This window comes from Granulicella sp. L46 (assembly GCF_009765785.1).
Lineage (GTDB): Bacteria > Acidobacteriota > Terriglobia > Terriglobales > Acidobacteriaceae > Granulicella.
This window is the reverse complement of sequence record NZ_LMUT01000012.1, coordinates 923,371-945,612: the sequence shown is the minus strand read 5'-3', so window position 1 is coordinate 945,612 and position 22,242 is coordinate 923,371. Positions and strand designations below refer to the sequence as shown.

Below are 22,242 nucleotides of genomic sequence, written 5' to 3'. Positions count from 1 at the left end.
GAGAATAGCCCAAAACGTCTCGCGCATAAAGCAAATTGAGACGACATGTGAATTTTCCGTGGAAAAACCAACAAATCCTTGCGTGCCTGCGTCGATATCTTTCATGACAAACGTCACCACTCTTTGCTGACGGGCCTCACTGCCGTTCGCCCCAGCCCTCTTCCATACTCGCTCTTGTAATCAGTCAGCCACTTAGGAGACTCCCAATGAGCGCAGTCCTCGATCCCATCCAAGCGACCCCCTTCACCACTAGCTCTCCTGCTGTTGCCACGCTTTCTCATATCACCAAGCGTTACGCCAATGGCGTGCTCGCACTGGACGACCTCTCGCTCACACTGCATCGCGGAGAGATAGTGGCCCTCTTAGGCCCAAACGGAGCCGGCAAATCGACCGCAGTTAAGCTCCTCATGGGTCTCAGTGCGCCCACTAGCGGCGCTGTCCGCATCTTCGACGCTGACCCGCGTCACGCCGCCACGCGCCTCCGTACCGGAGTTATGTTGCAGGTTGGCAAGGCTCCCGAGATGCTCCGGGTTCGCGAGCACATCAACATCTTTCGTGGCTACTATCCCAATCCCGTCCCCTACGCTGACCTGGTTCGCGCCGCCGGTCTCGAAGGCATCGAGTCTCGTATGTTCGGCCAACTCAGCGGCGGTCAGAAGCAGCGCGCACTCTTCGCCCTCGCCCTCGCCGGTGACCCCGACCTCGTCTTCCTCGACGAGCCCACGGTCGGCCTGGATATCGAAGCGCGCCGGGGAATGTGGGCTGAGATTCGCTCACTGGCCGCCCGCGGCAAGACCGTGCTCCTCACCACCCACTACCTTGAAGAGGCCGATGCTCTTGCCCACCGAATTGTCGTTATCAACAAAGGCCGCGTGATCTGCGAAGGCACGCCCGCCGAAGTGAAATCTCTTGGCGCTGCCACCACCGGCACCAGCACCAGCCGCACGCTAAAGATCATCCGCTGTGTCACGGAAGTTTCCAACTCAACTCTTCTGTCCATCCCCGGCGTCACGGCCGCTGAACTCACTGCGGGCGTCACAGTCATCTCAAGCACTGAACCCGAGCGCACTCTTCGAGAACTGCTCGCTCTCGACCAGAACCTCCACTCGCTCGAAGTCCAAAGCCCAGCCCTCGAAGACGCTTTCCTGGCCCTAACCAGCAACTAGTGATCCGTTGCCGTTCTCAGCGGTTGCGGAGAACGAACCGAACCCAGAAGGTACAACTACAAGGAGCCCGCAATGTCTGCCACCGCCTTCACCCTCCCCGCTGCTCGCTCGAACTCCTTCGCGCGCACCCTACGCATCTTCCTCACGGAAGCTCGCTTCGAGTTTGTACGCCTCCTCCGCACCCGCGCGTTCTCGCTCGCCGTCATCGGCTTTCCCGTTATCTTCTATCTTTTTTTCGGCCTAATTATGAACCGTGGCGAGCATATCGGCGGCGTATCGGTGGCGAAATACATGCTCGCCGGCTATGCCGTATTCGGCATGGTGGGCGCATCGCTCTTCGGCATCGGCGGAGGCCTTGCGAGCGAATTGAGTACCGGTTGGCTTGAGCTCAAGCGCGCCAGTCCCATGCCCCCGTTCGCTTACGTTGTCGCAAAATGTTGTTCCGCAGTCGTCTTCGGCCTGATCATCGTCACTTTGCTCACGCTCCTGGGCATCACCATTGCCCACGTCTCGATCACACCATCCGAGTATGCCCGAATGATGGCCCTGACCCTCGTAGGCACTATCCCATTCGCCTGCCTTGGGATGGTCATTGCGCTCCTTGTTCCTTTCAACGCAGCGCCCGGAGTCATCAACATGATCTATCTCCCGATGAGTTTCTGCGGAGGCCTATGGATTCCGATCATGATGCTGCCGCATGTGCTTCAGAAGTTCGCTCTTCTTCTGCCCACCTATCATCTCTCGCAACTCGTACTAGCAACCTTCGGTTACGCCAGCGCGGGGAGCGCCATAAGCCACTGGTTCGGTCTGCTCGGTTTCACGCTGGTGATGCTGGGTGTTGCCGCGCTCGCGTACCGCCGCCTCGAGCAAAACTCCTAACCGTTCGGCGTACACTTTTCTGGAAGGCATATGACAGCGAACGAACCCATTTCGAGGAAGCGTGAAAATAGGTGGGCATGGGTGTGGTTTGCCTACACCGGCTTCCTCTTCATTGGCCCCATCCTCGAGCCGTCGAGGTATTTATGGCTCGGCACCCTCGCCGTATTCTTTGCCTTCGTCGGCATCATGTGGGGCTACATCCGCGCTGTGGACGAAGGCCATCCGGCCCGCTTCTGGATGATCGCAGCCACCTTCGCTCTTGGCCTCATCAGCTTTCCATGGAACCAAGGCGGATCTACCTTTTTCGTCTATGCCGCCGCGTTCTTGCCCTTCACCTTCGTCTCCCTGCGCAAGGTCTTGTCGCTCTTCTTTGTCGAAGTTACCCTTGTTCTGATCGAAGGCGCCATCTTCCACTCTGCGCCCAATTTCCTCCGCATCCCTTGGTCCCAGGCGTTCTTCGCGATCTTTCTCATGACCGTAATCGGTGGCGGCAATGTCTTCTTCGCGCAGCAACGCCGCGCCGAGCGTCAGCTGCGCGCCGCCTTGGATGAGAATCTCGCCCTCGCCGCCGTCGCAGAGCGCGAGCGCATTGCCCGCGATCTCCACGACGTGCTTGGCCACACACTCTCAGTGATCGTCCTTAAGGCCGAACTCGCCAGTCGACTCATCCACCGCCAGGATCCCAATGATCATGCTCGCGCGGCCGCCGAGATCGCCGATGTTGAACGCATCGGCCGTACCGCGCTAGCGGAAGTCCGCGAAGCCATTGGTGGCTACCGCGCCCGCGGCCTTGGCGCCGAAATCGAAGCCGCGCGACTGACCCTCGATGCCGCTGGCGTGACCCTCATTTTCGACTCCGCGGTCACGAGTGCTGCCAACCTCTCTGCCCCGGAAGAGATCGCCCTGTCCCTCGCCCTCCGAGAAGCCGTCACCAACATCGTTCGGCACTCCTGTGCTACCACATGCAACCTGCGCTTCATTACCGAAGACAATCATCGCCGTCTAGTCATTGAAGACAACGGCCTGCATGCCATCAGCCGAGAAGGGAACGGTCTCCGCGGCATGCGGGAACGCATCGAGTCGCTCGGCGGTCATCTTTTCCTCGAACGCGATCACGGCACTCGTCTTCTCATCGAGCTTCCCCTACGCGAGCCCGCCGCCTCATGACCGCCACCACTTCTATCCGCGTTCTTCTCGCCGAGGATCAAACCATGCTCCGCGGAGCGCTCGCCGCCCTCCTCGATCTTGAGCCCGACATCACCGTCGTTGCGCAGGCCGCGAACGGCCACGAGGCCCTCAAGTTAGCGCGCGATCTCTCGCCCGATGTCATTGTCACGGACATCGAAATGCCTCAAAAGACCGGCCTCGAATTAGCCTCGGACCTCAATCTCGCCGAGTCCCGCGCCCGCGTCATCATCCTTACCACCTTCGCCCGGCCGGGCTATCTCCGCCGTGCACTCGATGCCGGCGCTCGTGGCTATCTGTTGAAAGAGCGGCCCGCCTCAGAACTCGCCGAAGCCATCCGCCGCGTTCACTCTGGCCTTCGCGCCATCGATCCCGCACTGGCCGCCGAAGCCTGGACCGCCGATCCCGACCCGCTCTCCGACCGCGAGCGTCAGATCCTGCAGCGCGCTGGCGATGGTCGCTCCTCCGCAGAAATCGCCGCCGATCTCCGCCTCTCCGAAGGCACCGTCCGTAACTACCTATCCGAGGCCATCGCAAAACTCGGCGCCACCAACCGCACCGACGCCGCCCGCATTGCCCGCACCCGCGGCTGGCTCTAACCCTCCAGCAGGGAAGCGCCTGCTCCTTCCTTCAACGCCACGCCCGTCAATTTCATCGTCCGCGCCGTCTTCATCAACCCCATCAATCGCTCCGCCGCCTCCTCCACGTTCAATCCACCACTCCGAATATTGGAGAGGCAATTCCGATCCGCGTCCGTCCGGCCGACCCGCGGCTGCCATGTCAAATAAGCCCCCATGCTGTCCGCAGCAGAAAGTCCCGGCCGTTCTCCAATTAAAATGAGGCTGCACCTCGCCCCCAACCTCTCACCAATCGCATCACAAACGCCTACGCGCCCTTGCTGCACCACCGTCACAGGTCCCATCGTCCAGCCGTCTTTCGCCATTCGCGGTAAAAGCACCGCCAACAGCGGAACGGCATTCCTCTCGACTGCCAATGCCGACAAGCCGTCCGCGATGGTGATTGCCAAATCACATGGCATCGACTTCAAGACCGCCGCCGACGCTGCATCGAGGGACCGTCCTCTCTGCGGATGGCGCAAATAGCGTGCTCGATCGACGGCACAACTCCGTAGCGTCAACACCTCAACCCCTTGTTCTGCCAGCATTGGAAGCTCGTCGCGTAAACGTCTTGCAAATGCCTCTGTATCCAACGCGGCGTGTACCGCGTCGCGGGCCTGCGCATGCGCCAGCTGAAACTCCAGCACTTCCGACGTCGCAATACTGTGCCCGCTCATTGGCAATGAAACTCGCGCGGCCGTCAACGAACGCAGGTTCGGCGCCGCCCGCTTCACACCCGTATCCGTCATGACGCGGCAATCCCTTGCACTTGCATCGGTGTGCCCAGCTGTCGTGGCATGTCGCCAGCCAGCCAGGCCTCAAACTCAGGTGCTGGACGCAGCCCCAGCGTCTCCCTCAGATACAACGCATCCTGAAATGACGTCGACTGATACTGCAGCATAATGTCGTCCGCTCCAGGAACGCCCATGATGTAGTTCACACCGGCTGCACCCAGCAGCGTCAGCAGCGAATCCATGTCATCCTGATCGGCTTCCGCATGATTCGTATAGCAGACATCGCATCCCATCGGCAGTCCCATCAGCTTGCCGCAGAAGTGGTCTTCCAGCCCTGCCCGCAAAATCTGCTTACCGTCATACAAATACTCCGGCCCAATGAACCCCACCACCGTGTTCACCAACATTGGATCGAAAGCGCGCGCCACCGCATACGCTCGCACCTCGCAAGTCTGTTGATCGATGCCGTGGTGAGCATTCGCCGAGAGCGCGCTGCCTTGTCCCGTCTCGAAGTACATCACGTTCTCGCCCACTGTCCCGCGCCTCAACGCGCGCGCCGCCTCGTTCGCCTCCTTCAAAATTCCCAGGTTGATGCCGAACGAAGTATTTGCCTTTTCCGTTCCTGCAATCGATTGAAAAACCAGGTCCACGGGAGCTCCTTGCTTCATCGCGGCCATCTGCGTTGTTATGTGAGCCAGCACGCAGCTCTGCGTCGGGATCGCATACCGCGTGCGCACCATGTCGATCAGCCGCAGCAGCCGTCCTGTGCTTGCTACATCGTCGGCCACCGGGTTGATCCCAATCACGGCATCGCCCGAGCCCAGCAGCAGCCCGTCCACCATTGCCGCAGCAATCCCTAATGGGTCATCCGTCGGATGATTCGGCTGCAACCTCGTCGAGAGCCGGCCGCGCAGCCCTACCGTCGTGCGAAACCGCCTTACCACCTCTATCTTCCGCGCGACCGCCACCAGATCCTGGACCCTCATAAGCTTGCTGACCGCAGCCACCATCTCTGGCATTAGACCCGGAGCAAGGGCGCACAACGTGTGCCCCGTAGCGTACTCCGAGAGCAGCCAGTCCCGAAACCCACCCACAGTCAAGTGCGACACCAGGGCAAACGCAGGTGCATCGTGACGATCAAAGATCAGCCGCGTGACCTCATCCTCCGCATACGGAATCAGCGGCTCCTCGACGAATGCTTTCAACGGCAAATCCGCCAACGCCATCCGCGCGGCCACACGCTCCACCGCGCTCTGAGCGGCGACACCCGCCAACTCATCCCCTGAGCGTGCAGCCGTGGCCTTCGCGAGCAATTCTTTCAGCCCATCAAAACGATAGGTGACACCGTTAATGCTTTGCCGCAAAAGCATGAGATCGCGTCTCGGACGAATCGATGAAGGCAGTTTACCAGTAAGCAGGTCCCTGGCTTTGGACATCAATAAGACCGCATCTATCATCGGGCCCGCGGATCGTCTTAACGGCAATTTCCAGACTGTCCTTATACACTCTTACGTTATGTGGCATCATCATCGACATTATCGTGAGTGCGTTCCTGTATCTGTCCTTCACAGTGGCACTTCATTTAGCTTTGCGGCATTTATCAGGAAAGAAGACACACCCGTGAACAGATCGCACCGCCTCGTACCGCTTCTGCTGACTCCACTGCTCGGAATCGCGCTTGCGAATCCCTCCGCCGCGCAGGCTCCAATGTCGCCCCGCTCTACCTACGATCCGCGCATAACCTTTGCTCCGCTCACGCTGCCGGATCCAGTTACTTCCTACCGCTCGGGGGCGGGCTCCCCGGGGCCATTGTATTGGCAGAACGAGGCCGATTATGTGATGCATGCCAAGCTCGACCCAGTCGCGAAAGTCCTGACCAACGACGAGGTCATCACCTATACCAACAACTCCCCTGACAGTCTCGACTGCCTATGGATTCATCTGGAGCAGAACACCTATCGCAAAGACGCTCGTTCTGCGAATCTCGGGAACACCGGCTTCGGTCGTCCGCCGCGTCCTGGACAAACCGCTGCTCCTGTGACCACGCGCGCGGACAATCATACCGAAGGCTTCGTCCTCGAATCGGTCGAGGTGAGCCCTGTGGCCCCAGCAGCCAAATTTATCAAAGCCAATTACATCGTCGACGACACTCGCATGCAGGTTCGTCTGGCAACGCCACTCAAGCCTCACGGCGCGCAACTCCGCATCCATATCAAGTACCACTATGCAATTCCCGGTGTCTGGGGTGGACGTACTTCATGGGGCATGGCTGAGCATGGTGAAATCTATGACATCGCTCAGTGGTATCCGCGCATGTGTGTTTATGACGACCTGCGCGGCTGGGACACGCTGCCCTACATCGGTGCTGAGTTCTACCTGGAATACGGTCACTTCGACTATTTTGTGAGCGTCCCCTGGAACTTTATTCTCGCCGGGTCGGGAGAACTCATGAACCCCGCGGACGTTTTGACTCACGCGCAGATCGAACGCCTCGAGCAGGCCCGTCATTCCGACAAGACCGTGTACATACGCACGCCGGAAGAGACGTCGGATCCCGCCAGTCGTCCCAAACAGACCGGCTCACTCACCTGGCATTTCCGCATGGACCATACCCGCGATGTTGTGTTCACTGCTTCGCCCACATTCGTATGGGACGCTGCTCGCATCAACCTCCCGCCTAAATCCGGTGATGGTGACGACCCGCCAAATTCGCTGCCTGTAGGAGAAATTCCCCTCGCGATGTCTGTGTATCCGTTAGAGAGTGTCGGCCAGGAAGGCTGGTCCCGCTCTACCGAATATGTCAAAGATGCGGTCGAACACTTCTCTCGCCGCTGGTATCCCTATCCTTGGCCAGCAGCCATTAATGTGGCCGGTTTTTCGACAGGAATGGAGTATCCCGGCATCGTCTTCGACGGCATCCACGATCAGAGCAAAGAGCTTTTCTGGATTAGCGCCCACGAGATAGGGCATGACTGGTTTCCGATGATCGTGGGCTCGAACGAACGCCGCTGGGCTTTCATGGATGAGGGCTTCAACACGTTCATCGATATCTTTGAGTCCGACGATTTTGACCATGGGGTTTATGGTCCAAAGCGGGATGGCGAGTATTCGGCGGACGGTAACCCTCCAGACTCGATCCTGAAGGTACTCGACAACCCTGATGCGCCCATTATTCTCACCAGGGCGGATGCGTTCTCAGGCCCGCTGGGCCACCCTGTCCAATACTTCAAAGGGGCCTATGGAAACGTGCTGCTTCGCGAGCAGATCCTAGGACCTCAGCGTTTCGATTACGCCTTCCGCCGCTATATCCGCGAATGGGCCTATAAACATCCTGCACCCTCCGACTTCTTCCGCACAATGGCAAGCGAAGGTGGCGAAGACCTGGACTACTTTTGGCGCGGCTGGTACATGAATAACTGGACACTCGATCTAGCCGTCGAATCTGCAAAATACGTCAATAACGACCCGAAGGACGGAGTCTCCGTCGTAGTAGCGAACCTACGCCCATTGGTTCTTCCTGCCACGCTCGAGGTTGCCTACAAGGATGGAAGCACCGCGCGCATACGAATTCCCGCCGAAGCGTGGCTCTCCAAGGGAACAGGTACCTTCGTCTTCAGGGAAGGAAAACCCGTTGCCACGATCACGGTCGACCCGGATCATGTCCTTCCGGACGACGACCGCAGCAATAATTTACTGACGATGCCGTGATCACGCTCCGTCGTTCGCGAAGACTTATGGATGGAAGTGTCCATCCATTCATCCAGCCGAAAGCATCCAACCTATCGTGTCGTTGCCCTTACCATCGCCGATCCTACCCATGCTCGCTAAGCGGGTCGACGAAATTCCATCGGATGCAGAGGGGTGGAGTTTCGAGCCGAAGTGGGATGGCTTTCGTGTGGTGATTTTTCGGAACGACGACGAGCTACTCCTGCAAAGTCGCGATGGCAAGCCGCTTGATCGGTATTTCCCCGAGCTCCGCGATCCACTGCTGCGACAACTACCAATGCAGTGCGTCGTTGATGGCGAGATCGTTATTGCAGGAGAAGGCCGGCTGGAATTCGATGCTTTGACACTACGCATCCATCCCGCCGCGTCGCGTGTCAAGACACTTGCTGCACAATCGCCAGCTTCGGTTGTCTTCTTCGATTTGCTTCATATTGAAAGCCGCGATCTGCGCAACGAACCATTCAGTGTCAGACGCACCGAATTGGAACGGGTCCTTGCGAATATTCAAGCGCCGCTGCACTTAACGCCAGCGACGCGGGATCGTGCAACGGCGCAGGACTGGTTCACGCGCTTCGAAGGCGCGGGCCTTGATGGCGTGATCGCGAAGCCCGTCGCTGGGCCATACACGCCAGACAAGCGCACTATGCTCAAGATCAAGCACGAACGCGATTGTGACTGTGTCGTCGGAGGTTTCCGCTGGCACAAAGACGGTGAAGGGACTGCGGTTGGTTCGCTGCTCCTGGGCCTCTATAACGGCGCTGGCAAGCTCCAGCACGTCGGGGTCTGCGCCAGTTTCACCGCGGCCAAACGCAAAGAGCTAGTTGAGTTCCTCGCGCCCTATCGCGAAGACGCTTTGCGCGATCACCCTTGGGCAGCGTGGGCCGATGAGGACACGCAAGCCAGCAGCCGCATGCCCGGCGGCCAATCGCGATGGAGCGCCGGCAAAGACCTGAGCTGGGAGCCGGTGCGGATCGAGCTTGTGGTCGAGGTCGCTTACGAGCATATGCAGGGCGACCGATTTCGACACCTCGCCCACTTCCGCCGTTGGCGCCCCGACAAGCCGTCAAAGGACTGCACCTACGAGCAACTCGAAGTCGTTCCGCCCCTGGAACTCATGAGCATCTTTCCAGACAACCGATGACTAGGCGTTCTCTTCGCGCCGCGTACGGGTTGGGTCATCATCGGGATCAGGCACGCCCTGTGCGGGCCGAATCTCTTCCGGAACGCTTCGCAGGTTTACTCGGATGCGATACCACACATATGCCGACCCGCGCATGCGATCCACCAGTACATCATCCGCAGCCAACAGCGCAGCCGCTTCTGGGTTCTGCTGTTTCCAACGCTCCAACCCGGCTTCCGCCGCGCTCTTATCGGGAGATTGAGCGATCACGATCAACGGCATCGTCGGTTGTCGACGACCCTTCTTCGCAGCAGGCTTAGCCGCTGGATCAGCATCTTCCCCCTCAGCCTTCTCCATCTTTTTCTTCGCGGCCGAGACGCGAGCCTTTGACGGTTGCACGCGTGCAGGCTCACCTTCCCCCTTACGAAAATGCGGGGGCCACGGCGCATCGCCAATACCTTCGGCCTCATCGCGCGCAGCTATCTCCAGCAACACATCCAGCACTCCCGCGTGCTCATCCATCGTTGCATGCGGGTCGCCGATCTTCGCAAAACGATCAGGAACCGTCAGCACCGTAAAGTCGGCAGGGTCACACGTCATCACTTCATCCCAGCGCAGCGGCATACTCACACGCGCGTCTGGAAGAGGTCTCACCGAATAGGCAGAACAGGTAGTTCGATCTTTCGCATTCTGGTTGTAGTCCAGAAATACCCCATGCCGCTCTTCCTTCCACCATTTGCTGCTTGCCATCGGACAGCGCTTCTCGACCGCACGCGCCAGCGCCAGCGCCGCCCTGCGTACCTCCGTGAAGCTCCAACGAGGCTCGATGCGTACATTGATATGGATCCCGCGTGAGCCGCTAGTCTTCGGCCACGCTACTAGGCCTAGTTCGTCGAGCAACGCCTTCACTTCCATAGCCACTGCACGCACGTCCGTCCATGGCACACCGGGCTGAGGATCGAGATCCACGCGCAGCTCATCTGGATGATCGAGATCACCGCTGCGAACCGGGTGCGGGTGCAACTCCATGCAGCCCAAATTCATAATCCACGCGAGACCGGCGGCATCATCCACGACGACTTCTTCAGCAGTCCGTCCGGAAGGGAACGACAGGGTCACCGTCCGCATCCAGTTTGGCAAATCGCTGGGCGCGCGCTTTTGGTAGAACGGCTCTGCTTCTGCGCCGTTCACAAATCGTTTCAGAACCACCGGACGATCCACGATGCCGCGCAGCGCCCCGGGCGCCACGGCCAGAAAGTAGTGAACCAGGTCAATCTTCCTGAGTTGCACGCCTCGAGTAAAGTAAGGCTTCGACGGGCTGCTGATCCGCACCTCCCGGCCACCAACCTCGAGCAACTCCGCGTCGTCTGCTTTTGCCATCGCAGCCCTCGTCGCTAAAGTGTGATGCGTCCTACATGCAACGCGTCGCCCAAATGTCCACCTTCAAGCCTCATTCAAAGCTCAGCGGTGTCCACTTCAAGAGCATCTACCAGGAGTGAAGCGTCCCATCGGCCAATCGGCAGACCGGGAGATATGCGCGCTTATACGGAAACTTGGCAGCTAGCTTCTCGTCAATATCGACTCCGTGTCCGGCGACCTCTCCCGAATCCATCATGCCACCCGCGAAGGTGTACGCATGGGGAAACACCTCATCGGTAGACGACGAGTGGGGCATGTGCTCCTGGATGCCGAAATTCGGAACACTGACATCGAAGTGCAGTGCCGCTCCCATGCACACCGGCGATAGATCGGTCGCTCCATGGCAGCCTGTCTTCACACCGTAAAGATCCGCAAAACTTGCGATACGGCGCAAGTGCGTAATTCCGCCCGCGTGCACCACTGTGGCGCGAATGTAATCAATCAGCTGCTCGCTGATCAGTTGCTTGCAATCAAAAATGGAGTTGAATACCTCACCTACCGCAAGGGGTGCCGTGGTGTGTTGTCGAATTAGACGAAATGCTTCTTGGTTTTCCGCCGGCGTCAGATCTTCGAGCCAGAAAGGCTGAAACTCTTCAAGGCTCTTGCCCAAGGCCGCAGCTTCGATGGGAGTCATTCGATGGTGGCCATCATGCAGAAGCGCCAGGTCAAAGCCAAACTTCGACCGAACTGCGTCCATCAGCTTGGGCATAAAGCGCAGGTACTTGGCAGTATCCCAAACCTCTTCTCGCGGCAGATCACCATCTGCAGGCTCGTAGGGCTTATCACCGTGGGGGACGCCGTATGCATCCGCAACCCCCGGAACGGCCGCCTGCACGCGGATTGCCCGGTACCCCAACTCTTGTTGCTTAGCCACCGACTCCAGTAGCTCACTGACTTCATGCCCATTCGCGTGGGCGTAAACCGTGACGCCTTCTCGGCAGCGGCCCCCCAACAACTGGTATAGCGGCATGCCCGCACGTTTGGCCTTGATGTCCCAGAGAGCGACGTCTACTGCGGCGATGGCGCTCATCGTCACCGGTCCACGACGCCAATAGGCTCCGCGATAAAGATACTGCCAGGTATCTTCGATGCGATCCGCATCGCGACCAATAAGGCAGGGAATCACATGCTCCTGCAAATACGCAACTACCGCCAGCTCGCGACCGTTGAGGGTTCCGTCACCGATGCCATAGATGCCATCCGTAGTAGTGATCTTGAGCGTTACGAAGTTTCGCCCCGGACAGGTAACAATGACCCTCGCGTCCATGATCTTTGTGCCCAAAGCAAATATCCTCAGTGAACCTTGTTCATAACAGCGCCCGTACGAACCCGATCGGGCAAAATGCTTAGATAGTCCAACGGCGCCTTCTCCGGACCATCGGGCCAGCCAGTCATCTGGATCGAGTCTCCGTGGTGGATAGCCACGTGATCCAGTGACCTACGGGTTGAGGTGCTGCCGTTCAGGGTCTCGCCAGGCAACGTGTCATCCGCAGTCCAATGATCAACCTCATGACCTGCGACGGAAAGAGAAAAGCGCGAATGTCCGTGCAACAGATCAAAGTACTGCACGCTGATATCGTACCAACCATCCGGCCCAGTCCACGTCGTTTCTGCAGCACACTGTGGCAGGCCGCAGATCACAGCTTTTCCTCCCGACGCTGTCTCCCAAGGTGTAACCGGCACGACGGTGTAACCGGTGAGTGTCATCGATTCTGCCTCAATACGGCCGGGATAATGATCTACCCTGCCAAGCGCATCCGGAATGCCGGACTCCTTTGTAAACCAGCGAGTGACGGCATCACGCCAAACGACCGCTGATCCCGCCTGATAATTCAAACGTTTGAGAACTTCTGCATACGTCGCGTCAGGGATCTTGCCGCGCAATTCCTTCCACGCCAATACCTGCTCCGCAGCTGCTTGCGCTCCCCAGTAGTGCGTGTCGTCAATCGACTGCATTACCGTCAGGCCGGAGTGCAGTCGATAGGTATACGGCACATGATGCAGGAACAGTAGAAGATCGTCAGGGGACGTAGCAAGCGATTCATATGTCGCAGCCAGCGGAGCAGGGTATTGACCGATGTAGCCAGTGCCCGTCGCAACTGTGCGATCCATGCCGACCCCGTGTTCGTCCGCTCGTATCCACTGCCCCCATCCGTTGCGCTCAGCAGACTCTATGCCCGGCCCAAAATGCGCACCCACAATATCGGTCAACGTCCCGATCCCAAGTGGTCCCGTATAACTTTCATAAATATGCCAGGAGTCTAGCTGCAGTTTGTTGATCGTCGTCCGCACCTGATCATCATTTCCAAACGTAAGCCGCGTCCACTCATCGATGATTGCTCCTGCACTCATGTTTGGATCCCAGGCAAGCCGTCCAAAACCATACAAATTGGCTAGAGCCAGCGGGTTGCCCAACCATCCCTCCGTGCCGACGTTCGAAACACCGACAAAGCCACCCTGCGTGTGGTGCTCGGTGGCAGTCGTTTGTCCGCTCACGATGAGTTTTACAGGCAGCGGAGCTGCACTCGCGGAGGCGCGCATATCCGTATCCAAGGTCTTCTTCCACATTGGAACGAGGTAAACCAAGTGGCGCTGCTGCCCCGAGTACTCCTGCGTCACCTGCAATTCAATAGCCTCATTCGTATGAGGAAGTCCCGCAAGCAGCGGACTCACCGGTTCGCGTACCTGAAAGTCGATCGGCCCATACTTGATCTGCACGATCACGTTGTCGTCAAACTTTCCATCCAAGTGGTGGAAGTTGTCGTAGCCGGCACGGGCGCGATCTGCCTTTCTATCTTGCCAATCGAGATGATTGTTGTATACAAACCCGCGATACAGAACGACTCCACCGTGGGGCTTCAGTGCACGTGCCACCACGTTCGCTGCGTCAGACTGCGTGCGTCCATACTTCGAAGGCCCAACCCTTCCTTCGGAATCTGCCTTGATCACGACCCCCCCGAAGTCCGGAATGACAGCGTAGATTTCGTCCATCTTCGTCTTCCACCAGGCGGCAACCTCCGGATCGAGAGGGTCAAACGTCTTCAGACCGCCAATTGCTTGGGGACTGCTCATATCAACTGAAAGCGAAAGTCGAACACCATACGGGCGAAACACGTCTGCTATCCGAGCGATATCGCGCAAGTTCTCGGGTCGTAGAAGATTGAGGTCGGCATTAACATTATTTATTGTGCAACCATCGATGCCCACAGAGCTAAGCAGCCGTGCATAGGCTGCGGCCCGCGAAAGATCGTCGCGCACCTTCCCGTTCTCGAAGAAGATGGACGGTCCTGCATAACCACGTTCAATCGTTCCATTGGGGTTGTCCCATTCATTCGTCCAGCGAATCGCCGCCCACGGCGTTGACTCTTCATCAAGCTTTGCCAGTGAATGCTGCTCAGCGATCTCGCGCAGCAGGGCAAACGTCCCATACAAGACTCCGCGATCGTCTCCGCCTTCGATCACCAGCGTATTCTTGTCAACATAAAGTCTGTAGCCATCTGGTTTCAGCGATCGTGTCGATGTAGCGTGTGGTCGCCACGCATTGACCTCGGCCTGCGTTCCCAGTACGACCTCGGCTCGCCTGCCGTCGCCGTCCGCACGCACAATCCGCGGCTCGTGCTGCAGCATACTCCGCCATCCCGCCGCAAGTTCGTTGGCAGCCGAGTCCTGGAGCACGCTATTCCCAAGCTTAACAACCGTATCCGGAACCCCACCAGGGAAAACGATCGCCGACTCCACAGGCTTGTAGGACAGCCATGCGGGATCGCCCGCTCCTAGGACTGCCGCCGGCCCCACCTCCTGCGCCACAATCGTTGGTAACAGGATCGACGCAGAGAGAAATGCGAGCTGCACCAGACGCAGAACGGGCAAACTCACCGCGGAAGCTCCTCGTTTCCATGAATCGTGAACGCTGCAGACACTGAGCCGTCAGCCGTATCGGTCGGCTGAGTTCCGCCCAGGTGGAATACATAATCGCCGGCCCGCACCGCCCGCGTTCCCTTCACGTTCACAGTACTTAGAGCCCTCGCGTCCACCATGAAATGAACGTGCTGCTTCGCATGCGGGGCCAGAGTTAGGCGGTCGAACCCGACCAGCGCCAGTCGCGGCGATGTTGATTCCGCTGGAGGCGTGAGGTACAACTCGCTCACCGCATCACCGGCGCGATCGCTCGTGTTCTCCAAATCAGCATCAACAAGCATTGAATCGCCTGCTTTAAGTGACGCGGTGGAGAGCTTGAGATTTGTCCAATGGAACGTCGAGTAGCTCAGCCCATACCCGAAGCCCCAGAGCGGCGTTCCAGCATAATAGCGATACGTGCGGCCGGCCATTGAGTAGTCATCAAAAGGCGGAAGATCTTTTGTGCTGGCATAGAAGGTGATGGGTAAGCGCCCTGCTGGATTGATCGTTCCCACCAACACGCCGGCGATCGCCGTTCCGCCTTCCTCCCCCGGATACCATGCTTCCACAATCGCATTCGCATGTTGCTTCGCCCAATCGACAGCCAGCGCGCTACCGTTCATCAGAACAACCACAAGGGGTTTACCCGTAGCAGCAACCGCCTCCAGCATCTTCTCCTGCACTGCTGGCAACTCAATGCTGGTGCGGTCTCCTCCGTCGAAGCCATTGACATGCACCGGCATTTCTTCCCCTTCTAACTCAGGGGAAAGCCCTACGAAAGCCACCACAACATCAGCCTGTTTCGCCGCCTTGATAGCAGCCTCGCGTTCGGCATCAATCGCCGGCATCCAGCTAAGCGTAATGCCGGCGCCAAACAACTTCGCTTTGTGGGTGTACTCGATCCGAAACGCGTGAGGTTTCGCATCTGCAAAGTGCAACGTAAATGGCTGCAGCCCGCTCGATCGATACTCAGTAGCCTGCACAGGTTGATCCGACAACGGCTTGCCATCGAGGTAAACCTTCAGATTTTCTGCGTCTCCACAGGGATAGCAATGGGCCAGCGTGAAGCTGAAAGCATAATCTCCTGCTACCGGTACCTGAATTGTCCCTGTCCACCGCACGCCGAAATGCGAGGGGCTGATGCTCTTATACGGAGTCGCAGCATCCCAATCAAACGCCACTTGCTGATCGAGGCGTGTCATTGAAGGTGCGCCCTCGAAGCTCACATTGTCGAAGTACTCACCCTTGAGTCCGAAGCGGGGATCTCCTTCTGCCGGATGCAGTAATGTTCTTGGGACAGGAACCGGCAACTCGCTCACATACGGCGAACCTTGAGCGTATCGTATCTGATCGACTCCGAGCGCATTTTCCAGCCCAGCAAGTGGCAAAATAGGTTGCGACGGCACTGCGTTATAGTTGCCTTCGATCGCAGCCAGGCTGGCCGCGTTCGGACCGATCACGGCAATCTTCAGAGACTTCTTGAGCGGCAGAATGCCGTCATTCTTGAGCAGCACGATTGATTTTTCCGCGGTCTGGAGGGCCAACTCCCGATGGCCTGCCGAGTCGTCCTCAGAGAAGGGAATCTGTGCATACTTGACCTTTGCTGGATCATCAAACAAGCCAAGTTCAAACCGTGCTGTGAACAACCGGTTAACCGAACGGTCGATCTCCTTTTCGGAGATCAGCCCATCCTGAACTGCCTTCACTAGTACTGCATATTCCTTGCCGCAACTCGTATCGGTTCCCGCACGAACAGCTGCAACCGCTGCATGTTCGAGATCGGGCGAATAATGATGACCGACGGCAATATCGGTGATCGCCGCGCAGTCTGAGGTCACATACCCATCGAACCCCCAGTTTTTCCGCAAACGCTCCTGCAAAAGCATGGTATTCGCACAAGCCGGTTCGCCATCCACTGCGTTGTAAGCGCACATCACGCTGCCAGCCTTGGCCTGCGTTACAGTGGCGCGAAATGCGGGCAAGTACGTGTCTTCAAGGTCGTGAGCCGAGGGTTCGATATTTGCCGTGTGCCGGGTAGTCTCAGGCCCGGAATGCACCGCAAAGTGCTTTGGCGTTGCAATGGTCTTGTAATACATCGGATCGTTCCCTTGCAGCCCCTCGACAAATGCGACGCCAAGTCGTGCCGTCAAAAACGGATCTTCTCCGTACGTCTCCTGGCCGCGTCCCCAGCGCGGGTCACGGAAGATATTGATATTGGGCGACCAGATGTCGAGACCGTAGTAAATGCTGTGATTGTCTTCCCGCAGCGCCTCGCCGTTCTTGGCTCGTGCTTCAGTGCTGATCGTGTCTCCCACCTGGTGAATCAGCGGTACATCCCACGTTGCAGCCAGCCCGATTGCCTGCGGGAACACGGTCGCGTAGCCCGAACGGGCAATTCCGTGCAACCCCTCGCTCCACCAGTTGTAAGCGGGCACGTTCAAACGAGGAATCGCGCTTGCGTCGTTCTGCATCTGCGCTACCTTCTCTTCCAGCGTCATCTTTCCCACCAGTGCAGCAACCCGTTTCTCCGTCTCAGGTGTAGGCGTATGTGTTGGAACCTGGGATCGCGACACTGCAGAGAAAGCGCAAGCGACAGATAAGCCGACAACTCCTAATTGTTGGAGAGACCGTCGACGTTTCGCTAGAGAAATTGGGGAACGTGTCATCAAGCTGCCTTAATTTCAGGGTTGTGGAAAGGCTATTCGCCAAGTGGCGTCGAAACTATTTGAATGAAGGAACGTTTGTCAAGTAAGACTTAAAGCGTTTTACATAGTAGATTCTATGCTGTGTCGTGTTAAATCCCGACACACGAAATTTGGTCCGCTAAGTCGTCGATCGTTTGTTCATTCCAAGCCGGTGCCCCACGCTTACCAGCCTATGACCTCAGCGACAGCACTCACCCCTTCAACGCGGCAAGGCTCTCATCAAGGCTCTTATCGATTGGCAGAAACATATCTGTCTTCGTCATCTGCAGTAAAGACATGACGCGGCCTGTGACCCCACACAGCCTCAGACTGCCCTGTTTCTCGTTCAACATCCCGTAGGCATACATCAGCATCCCTAGTCCTGCACTATCCACGTACTCTACATCCGTCAGGTCGATCACCATTCTGGTAACGCCGCCTTCGATTGCAGACTGAATCTGTGAATCGGCGATCTTCAGGGATGTACCCAGGGTCAGGCCGCCGGATAGCCTGACCACGGCAATCCCCTGCGGCAGATTTTCAATGCTCGCGCTCAGTGGCATCCGGAAATTGTACTACCATGCAGAACGCGCAACATGCGAGCGCTAGCTGGAGAACGACCCTGTAACCGATGGGAGGAAACGCCGTGGCCATCAAACACAGAAAAAGCGCAGTCCAAACTTGCCTGCGCTCCTTGGTGGTTATGGATAGAAATGGTGGACGCGGTAGGGATCGAACCTACGACCAGTCGATTAAGAGTCGGAAAATGGGGGTGTTGCAGGGAGTTGCAACACGCTGCACAGGAATGAAGTAAGTCCATTTATGTCAATGAGTTGTATACTTATTCCATGGCGCAGACAGTTGCAGTGAATCGCAGCAAATACGAAGACAAACAGCCACTAAAACAGCCACCAAACACTTCTGGTGGATCGCCGTCCAAACGTGGCAGACAGGCTCCGAAGCCCGTTCGTGGCGTTTTCGAGCACCCGCCTGATAGCGGCATTTGGTGGGTCAACTACTATGTTGATGGAAAACGTCACCGCGAGAAAGTAGGAACCCGCAAAGCGGCTTCCGATCTCTACAGCAAGCGTAAGAACGACGCGCGAATGGGCGTCAAGCTCCCGGACTCGCTGAAGGCCAAGAGAGCTCTCTTATTTGAGGAGCTTGCCGAGGACGCCATGGAGTACAGCAAGGCTCACAAGAAGAGCCACCGTGGGGACATCTCGAATCTGAGCAGTTTGCTTCCCGTATTTGGCAAGATGAAGGCCGAAGAAATCACCCCTCAGACCATCTCGGCATACTTCAGCACACGAACTGATCTCAAGCCAGCGAGCATCAACAGATATCGCTCCACCATGTCGATGATCTTCGCGGAGGGTATACGGAATGGGAAAGTCACCGCGAATCCTGCTCGACTGGTTCGCCTTCGCAAAGAGAACAACGCCCGCCTCAGATTCATCACGTTTGAAGAGGAGGCTCAGATTCGAAGCATCATCCGGAGGCGTTGCCCAGTCCACGAGCCCGACTTCACGGTCGCTATAGAGACGGGCATGCGACTATCTGAGCAGCACTCCTTAGAGTGGCCCGATGTGCATTTGAGCCGTCAGCAGATTCAGCTCGTCGCCACAAAGAACGGGTCGAGCCGCGTCGTGATCTTGAGCAAAGAAGCGGTCGAGGCGTTGAAGGCATGCCAAGCCAGACGAATGCCGCACACGCCAAGAGTTTTTCTGACTCGATACGGCGAGCCAATGGAGAACCCAAGGGCATGGTTCCGCCTGGTCATGGAAGATGCCATAAAGCAGAACAAACAACTCGGTGACGTGACTTGGCATGTGTTCCGTCACACGTACATCTCCCGCCTGGTAATGGCTGGGGTAGACCTCAGAACTGTTCAGGAATTGGCCGGTCACAAGGACATTAGCATGACGACTCGTTACGCCCACCTGTCACCAGATCACAAGTTGAGCGCGGTGGCCAAGTTGAGTTCGTTCCGTGAGCAGAGCGAGTTAGCACTTCAGAGTGTGTAGGAAATCCCCTGGTGCAGACCGCGCTCCGTGTGGGCGCTTAAAGTACCATCCAAGAACTTCAGACCTGTCACCGCAACACAATCAGTTCAAAGAAGCCGCGCTGAGATGGGAGCCATCCGGAAACTCGGCGGTAGAATTACTGCGAGCCTATGCCCACAGAAATTGTCCACCATCTATCGGCGGAGGAGCAGGAACTTGCCAGGAAACGGCAGGAACTGGCCATCCTGGAAGCCGAACTCACCGACCGCGAATTGTCGCTTGCCAACCTGCGCGCCGAACTCGCCGCATTTGAGGGGCGTTACCTGCGGGAAGTCGGCATACTTTATGCCGAACTCGACGACTGGAATGCGAAGATCGCCGAATTCGCGGCGGAGGCTGCGGGAACCGAGCAGGCCCGCGCTGCTGCGTCAGAGGCGCGGGCGCAGGCAGACGAATCCTACGCCGCCGCACATGGCGAGGCTGCCAAGGCAAAGGACTTTTCACCGTCGCCAGAGTTGAGAAAGCTGTTCAGAGACGTGGTGAACCAGATACATCCCGACCGTGCGGTGAACGAAATCGACCGCGCGCTGCGCAACCGGCTGATGGCAGAGGCCAATCTTGCCTATAAGCGACAGGATGCGGATGCTCTCAGGAAAATCCTAGAAGAGTACAAGAGCAGCCCTGAATCGGTAGAAGGAGACGGCGCAGCGGCGGACTTGCACCGCATCCTCCTCCAGATTCAGCAAATATCGAAGAGACTCGCTGAGATTGAGGTCGAAGTCGCGGAATTGATGGCTTCCGAAATTGCCCTCCTGATGGCAAAAGTAGTCACCGCAGCGGAGAAAGGCCGTGACCTGCTTGCTCAAATGAAGAAGGACGTTCAGCTCCGAACCGACTTGGCCCGCAAGGAATATGCAGATCGGGCTTCAAGGATGGGACCGCTATGAGCACCGGCGAGGAAGAACAAGGAGCATTGGTCCCGGCACAGTCCTCCACCTTGAAAAGGGTTGGGACTAAGGCCCTCGCAGTGCGTAGCCGCGACGACCTGAGAAGGCTCGAAGAAGCACAGAAATTACTTAGTCGCGGAGAGGAGTCAGAAGACGAGGGACGATACGACGAAGCATTTCAGTGCTTTGTGGAGGGGCACCACCTCGATCCGAATGATCCGGAGTTGATGTTCCACTTGGCCTATGCACTCCAACATGCCTACGGAGCATCGCCGGAACTCGACGAGGAATGGCGACCGTATCTTGAAAGATCGCTGGCGCTTTACCAGCGAGCAGCGGGGCTCGGTCACTTGGAATCGATCATTCAGTTGGGCGACCAATACTATGGCCGCGACATTACATGCTTAGGGGTCAATCATGAGCAGGCCGCGAAATGGTATCGGATGGCGGCGGAAAAAGGTCATGCCGGAGCTCAGTGGCGGCTTGCAGACTGCTACGCGTATGGCATTGGGGTCAATCAGGACGATGATGAGGCCATTGCCTGGTCGCTCAAGGCGCTCAGAAGGGGAAATGAGAACGGTCGAATGCTTTACGAACTTCTCATGTCTAAGCCTTTCCCGGATCGACCCTTTAACTCTTCCGGGAATTATCCGGCGGGGTATGCTGCGAAGTATGCATTCGAGATTGCTTTATGAGAGTTTTCGTACTTGGCGCCGCTGCATCTCTTCACGCTAGATACACGGATTTAATTATTCAGAGATGCCGTTTCGTTGCATAAATCTCAGGAACTCCAACGGCCCTTCGTTGCCCGGTTCGTTCAACTTCTGAGAGACATCAGGATGTACGAAGAACTCTCCATCTTCCGTAATGTGGAGCGGAGCTTCGCCGATCCTGTCCTTAACCTCATTGAGAATCGCATTCAATCGCTCCCCAAATTCGTTCCACTCCCGGATGTTATTGAAAGTCTGTGTAACGCTATCTGCGTCAGACATAGTGTTTTCCTTTCACTTCGATTCGGCTGTTTTGTAAGCGACTATTCGTGATCTTCAGCTTCCTGCCTCTTATCCGGAATTAGAGAGTCTAGCGAAGGCCCATTCTTCCCTGGCTTCTTTATCTCTTCGGGGAGGTTTTGCATTGCCATGAGATCCATTATTTCCTTGGCTATCTTTCTGGATTTCTCGGGGTTTGGATTCATCATCAGAGGCTCCTCCTTTAGGGAGCAGGAGGAAGAGTATCACGGCCAATGGTTGCGCCTCAGAATCGCTCGTTTCATGGAAGATGCCATAAAGCAGAACAAACAACTCGGTGACGTGACTTGGCATGTCGTCCGCCACACGTACATCTCACGCCTGATATGGCTGGGATACCCTTTGCGAGACGATCACGGCAAGGCATATATATTGGCTCTAACCATATGCCTCAAAGCGAAGTTTCACTGGCGCAGCACTTATCCCTCGTAGACGAGATGGAAGAGAAGTTCTTCGGCTTTGGGCATTGGAGTGCTCCTTATTGGTTCATCGGTCCGGAGCAGGGCAAAGGTCCGCGCGAAGTGACTGGCAATGCGTTACGTGCCGAGGCGTGGAAGAGTCTCGGAGGCCCAGAGACTTGTGACTGTTTCGAGTTCCAGCGGCAAATCGCGGATTTGACGTTTCACACTGGAAAGGTACCGCTCCAAAGCACATGGAAGTCGCTTATCCTGCTGCTCTTGACGTTGCAAGGTGAAGCTGTGGATGACAGTGCCAGAAAGAGGTACCAACGCGACAGGTGGGGAAGAGAGGAGGGAGAAACCTGCATCATTGAACTGTCGGGTAGCGCGTCACAGAAGCTCCGGGAAGCGGAACACCGTGCTAGACATCTGTCTT

General features: G+C 57.3%; 19 protein-coding genes. 10 read left to right on the top strand and 9 right to left on the bottom strand.

Features of this window, described 5'->3' with window-relative positions; all coding sequences use genetic code 11:
• Positions 1-206 precede the first annotated feature (206 nt).
• From GSQ80_RS13470 to GSQ80_RS13455, 4 genes are all read left to right on the top strand, one after another.
• A complete protein-coding gene (locus GSQ80_RS13470) occupies positions 207-1,166 on the top strand; it encodes an ABC transporter ATP-binding protein (protein ID WP_158788111.1) in 960 nt (319 codons plus the stop codon).
• A gap of 72 nt (positions 1,167-1,238) precedes the next feature.
• Positions 1,239-2,045: an ABC transporter permease gene (locus tag GSQ80_RS13465; RefSeq protein ID WP_158788110.1), complete on the top strand. Its 807-nt coding sequence runs from the start codon at positions 1,239-1,241 to the stop codon at positions 2,043-2,045.
• Positions 2,046-2,075: 30 nt separating this feature from the next.
• A complete protein-coding gene (locus tag GSQ80_RS13460) occupies positions 2,076-3,212 on the top strand; it encodes a sensor histidine kinase (RefSeq protein ID WP_158788109.1) in 1,137 nt (378 codons plus the stop codon).
• Positions 3,209-3,829 (top strand): response regulator transcription factor, encoded by a 621-nt coding sequence (locus tag GSQ80_RS13455; RefSeq protein WP_158788108.1) that lies wholly within the window; start codon positions 3,209-3,211, stop codon positions 3,827-3,829. Before GSQ80_RS13460 ends, GSQ80_RS13455 begins: the two co-directional genes overlap by 4 nt.
• Here the strand turns inward: GSQ80_RS13455 and eutC are convergent.
• Together eutC and GSQ80_RS13445 are read right to left on the bottom strand one after the other, a co-directional pair.
• Positions 3,826-4,596, bottom strand: a complete 771-nt coding sequence (eutC, locus tag GSQ80_RS13450) for an ethanolamine ammonia-lyase subunit EutC (RefSeq protein ID WP_158788107.1) — start codon at positions 4,594-4,596, stop codon at positions 3,826-3,828. The two genes, GSQ80_RS13455 and eutC, sit on opposite strands and share 4 nt — an antisense overlap.
• Entirely contained in the window at positions 4,593-5,951 is a 1,359-nt protein-coding gene (locus GSQ80_RS13445) for an ethanolamine ammonia-lyase subunit EutB (RefSeq protein ID WP_158788106.1), read from the bottom strand. The genes eutC and GSQ80_RS13445 overlap by 4 nt, the downstream gene beginning before the upstream one ends.
• Positions 5,952-6,420: 469 nt before the next feature.
• Between GSQ80_RS13445 and GSQ80_RS13440 the strand changes: the two genes are divergently transcribed.
• Together GSQ80_RS13440 and GSQ80_RS13435 are read left to right on the top strand one after the other, a co-directional pair.
• Positions 6,421-8,289 (top strand): M1 family metallopeptidase, encoded by a 1,869-nt coding sequence (locus GSQ80_RS13440; RefSeq protein ID WP_254059629.1) that lies wholly within the window; start codon positions 6,421-6,423, stop codon positions 8,287-8,289.
• A gap of 76 nt (positions 8,290-8,365) precedes the next feature.
• The gene (locus GSQ80_RS13435; RefSeq protein WP_158788105.1) at positions 8,366-9,448 is read left to right on the top strand and encodes an ATP-dependent DNA ligase; all 1,083 of its coding nucleotides are present in this window, start codon (positions 8,366-8,368) and stop codon (positions 9,446-9,448) included.
• Here GSQ80_RS13435 and GSQ80_RS13430 read toward each other — a convergent pair whose 3' ends face one another.
• The 5 genes from GSQ80_RS13430 to GSQ80_RS13410 all read right to left on the bottom strand — a co-directional run bounded on the left by GSQ80_RS13430 (position 9,449) and on the right by GSQ80_RS13410 (position 17,990).
• Complete coding sequence (locus GSQ80_RS13430) at positions 9,449-10,807, bottom strand: DNA polymerase domain-containing protein (protein ID WP_158788104.1); 1,359 nt, start codon at positions 10,805-10,807, stop codon at positions 9,449-9,451. It abuts the gene before it with no gap.
• A gap of 106 nt (positions 10,808-10,913) precedes the next feature.
• Positions 10,914-12,128: a D-mannonate dehydratase ManD gene (gene manD / locus GSQ80_RS13425; protein ID WP_305794647.1), complete on the bottom strand. Its 1,215-nt coding sequence runs from the start codon at positions 12,126-12,128 to the stop codon at positions 10,914-10,916.
• 11 nt (positions 12,129-12,139) lie between these two features.
• Entirely contained in the window at positions 12,140-14,722 is a 2,583-nt protein-coding gene (locus GSQ80_RS13420; protein ID WP_254059627.1) for an alpha-glucuronidase family glycosyl hydrolase, read from the bottom strand.
• Positions 14,719-17,241: a glycoside hydrolase family 3 protein gene (locus GSQ80_RS13415; RefSeq protein ID WP_254059626.1), complete on the bottom strand. Its 2,523-nt coding sequence runs from the start codon at positions 17,239-17,241 to the stop codon at positions 14,719-14,721. Before GSQ80_RS13415 ends, GSQ80_RS13420 begins: the two co-directional genes overlap by 4 nt.
• 398 nt (positions 17,242-17,639) lie before the next feature.
• On the bottom strand, positions 17,640-17,990 hold the full coding sequence (locus tag GSQ80_RS13410) for an STAS domain-containing protein (protein ID WP_158788102.1): 351 nt from the start codon (positions 17,988-17,990) through the stop codon (positions 17,640-17,642).
• Positions 17,991-18,275: 285 nt separating this feature from the next.
• On the opposite strand from GSQ80_RS13410, the gene GSQ80_RS13405 reads away from it, so the two are divergent.
• The 3 genes from GSQ80_RS13405 (at position 18,276) to GSQ80_RS13395 (ending at position 21,075) form a co-directional block, all read left to right on the top strand.
• Complete coding sequence (locus GSQ80_RS13405; RefSeq protein ID WP_158788101.1) at positions 18,276-19,454, top strand: site-specific integrase; 1,179 nt, start codon at positions 18,276-18,278, stop codon at positions 19,452-19,454.
• Between the two features lie 149 nt (positions 19,455-19,603).
• A complete protein-coding gene (locus tag GSQ80_RS13400; RefSeq protein WP_158788100.1) occupies positions 19,604-20,380 on the top strand; it encodes a hypothetical protein in 777 nt (258 codons plus the stop codon).
• A complete protein-coding gene (locus GSQ80_RS13395; RefSeq protein ID WP_158788099.1) occupies positions 20,377-21,075 on the top strand; it encodes a tetratricopeptide repeat protein in 699 nt (232 codons plus the stop codon). Before GSQ80_RS13400 ends, GSQ80_RS13395 begins: the two co-directional genes overlap by 4 nt.
• A 54-nt stretch (positions 21,076-21,129) precedes the next feature.
• Here the strand turns inward: GSQ80_RS13395 and GSQ80_RS13390 are convergent, their stop codons facing one another.
• Together GSQ80_RS13390 and GSQ80_RS13385 are read right to left on the bottom strand one after the other, a co-directional pair.
• Entirely contained in the window at positions 21,130-21,372 is a 243-nt protein-coding gene (locus GSQ80_RS13390; RefSeq protein WP_158788098.1) for a hypothetical protein, read from the bottom strand.
• Positions 21,373-21,413: 41 nt separating this feature from the next.
• Positions 21,414-21,578, bottom strand: a complete 165-nt coding sequence (locus GSQ80_RS13385) for a hypothetical protein (RefSeq protein ID WP_158788097.1) — start codon at positions 21,576-21,578, stop codon at positions 21,414-21,416.
• 267 nt (positions 21,579-21,845) lie between these two features.
• Between GSQ80_RS13385 and GSQ80_RS23065 the strand changes: the two genes are divergently transcribed.
• Positions 21,846-22,242 (top strand): hypothetical protein (locus tag GSQ80_RS23065; RefSeq protein WP_216850314.1); only part of this gene is annotated, 397 nt, incomplete at its 3' end.

What these genes read in the sequence shown, in the direction of transcription:
- GSQ80_RS13470 (WP_158788111.1), top strand. Translation starts at nt 207, where the DNA reads ATGAGCGCAGTCCTCGATCCCATCCAAGCGACCCCCTTCACCACTAGC.
- GSQ80_RS13465 (WP_158788110.1), top strand. Translation starts at nt 1,239, where the DNA reads ATGTCTGCCACCGCCTTCACCCTCCCCGCTGCTCGCTCGAACTCCTTC.
- GSQ80_RS13460 (WP_158788109.1), top strand. Translation starts at nt 2,076, where the DNA reads ATGACAGCGAACGAACCCATTTCGAGGAAGCGTGAAAATAGGTGGGCA.
- GSQ80_RS13455 (WP_158788108.1), top strand. Translation starts at nt 3,209, where the DNA reads ATGACCGCCACCACTTCTATCCGCGTTCTTCTCGCCGAGGATCAAACC.
- eutC (WP_158788107.1), bottom strand. Translation starts at nt 4,596, where the DNA reads ATGACGGATACGGGTGTGAAGCGGGCGGCGCCGAACCTGCGTTCGTTG.
- GSQ80_RS13445 (WP_158788106.1), bottom strand. Translation starts at nt 5,951, where the DNA reads ATGCTTTTGCGGCAAAGCATTAACGGTGTCACCTATCGTTTTGATGGG.
- GSQ80_RS13440 (WP_254059629.1), top strand. Translation starts at nt 6,421, where the DNA reads ATGCATGCCAAGCTCGACCCAGTCGCGAAAGTCCTGACCAACGACGAG.
- GSQ80_RS13430 (WP_158788104.1), bottom strand. Translation starts at nt 10,807, where the DNA reads ATGGCAAAAGCAGACGACGCGGAGTTGCTCGAGGTTGGTGGCCGGGAG.
- GSQ80_RS13415 (WP_254059626.1), bottom strand. Translation starts at nt 17,241, where the DNA reads ATGACGCTGGAAGAGAAGGTAGCGCAGATGCAGAACGACGCAAGCGCG.
- GSQ80_RS13410 (WP_158788102.1), bottom strand. Translation starts at nt 17,990, where the DNA reads ATGCCACTGAGCGCGAGCATTGAAAATCTGCCGCAGGGGATTGCCGTG.
- GSQ80_RS13405 (WP_158788101.1), top strand. Translation starts at nt 18,276, where the DNA reads ATGGCGCAGACAGTTGCAGTGAATCGCAGCAAATACGAAGACAAACAG.
- GSQ80_RS13400 (WP_158788100.1), top strand. Translation starts at nt 19,604, where the DNA reads ATGCCCACAGAAATTGTCCACCATCTATCGGCGGAGGAGCAGGAACTT.
- GSQ80_RS13395 (WP_158788099.1), top strand. Translation starts at nt 20,377, where the DNA reads ATGAGCACCGGCGAGGAAGAACAAGGAGCATTGGTCCCGGCACAGTCC.
- GSQ80_RS13390 (WP_158788098.1), bottom strand. Translation starts at nt 21,372, where the DNA reads ATGTCTGACGCAGATAGCGTTACACAGACTTTCAATAACATCCGGGAG.
- GSQ80_RS13385 (WP_158788097.1), bottom strand. Translation starts at nt 21,578, where the DNA reads ATGATGAATCCAAACCCCGAGAAATCCAGAAAGATAGCCAAGGAAATA.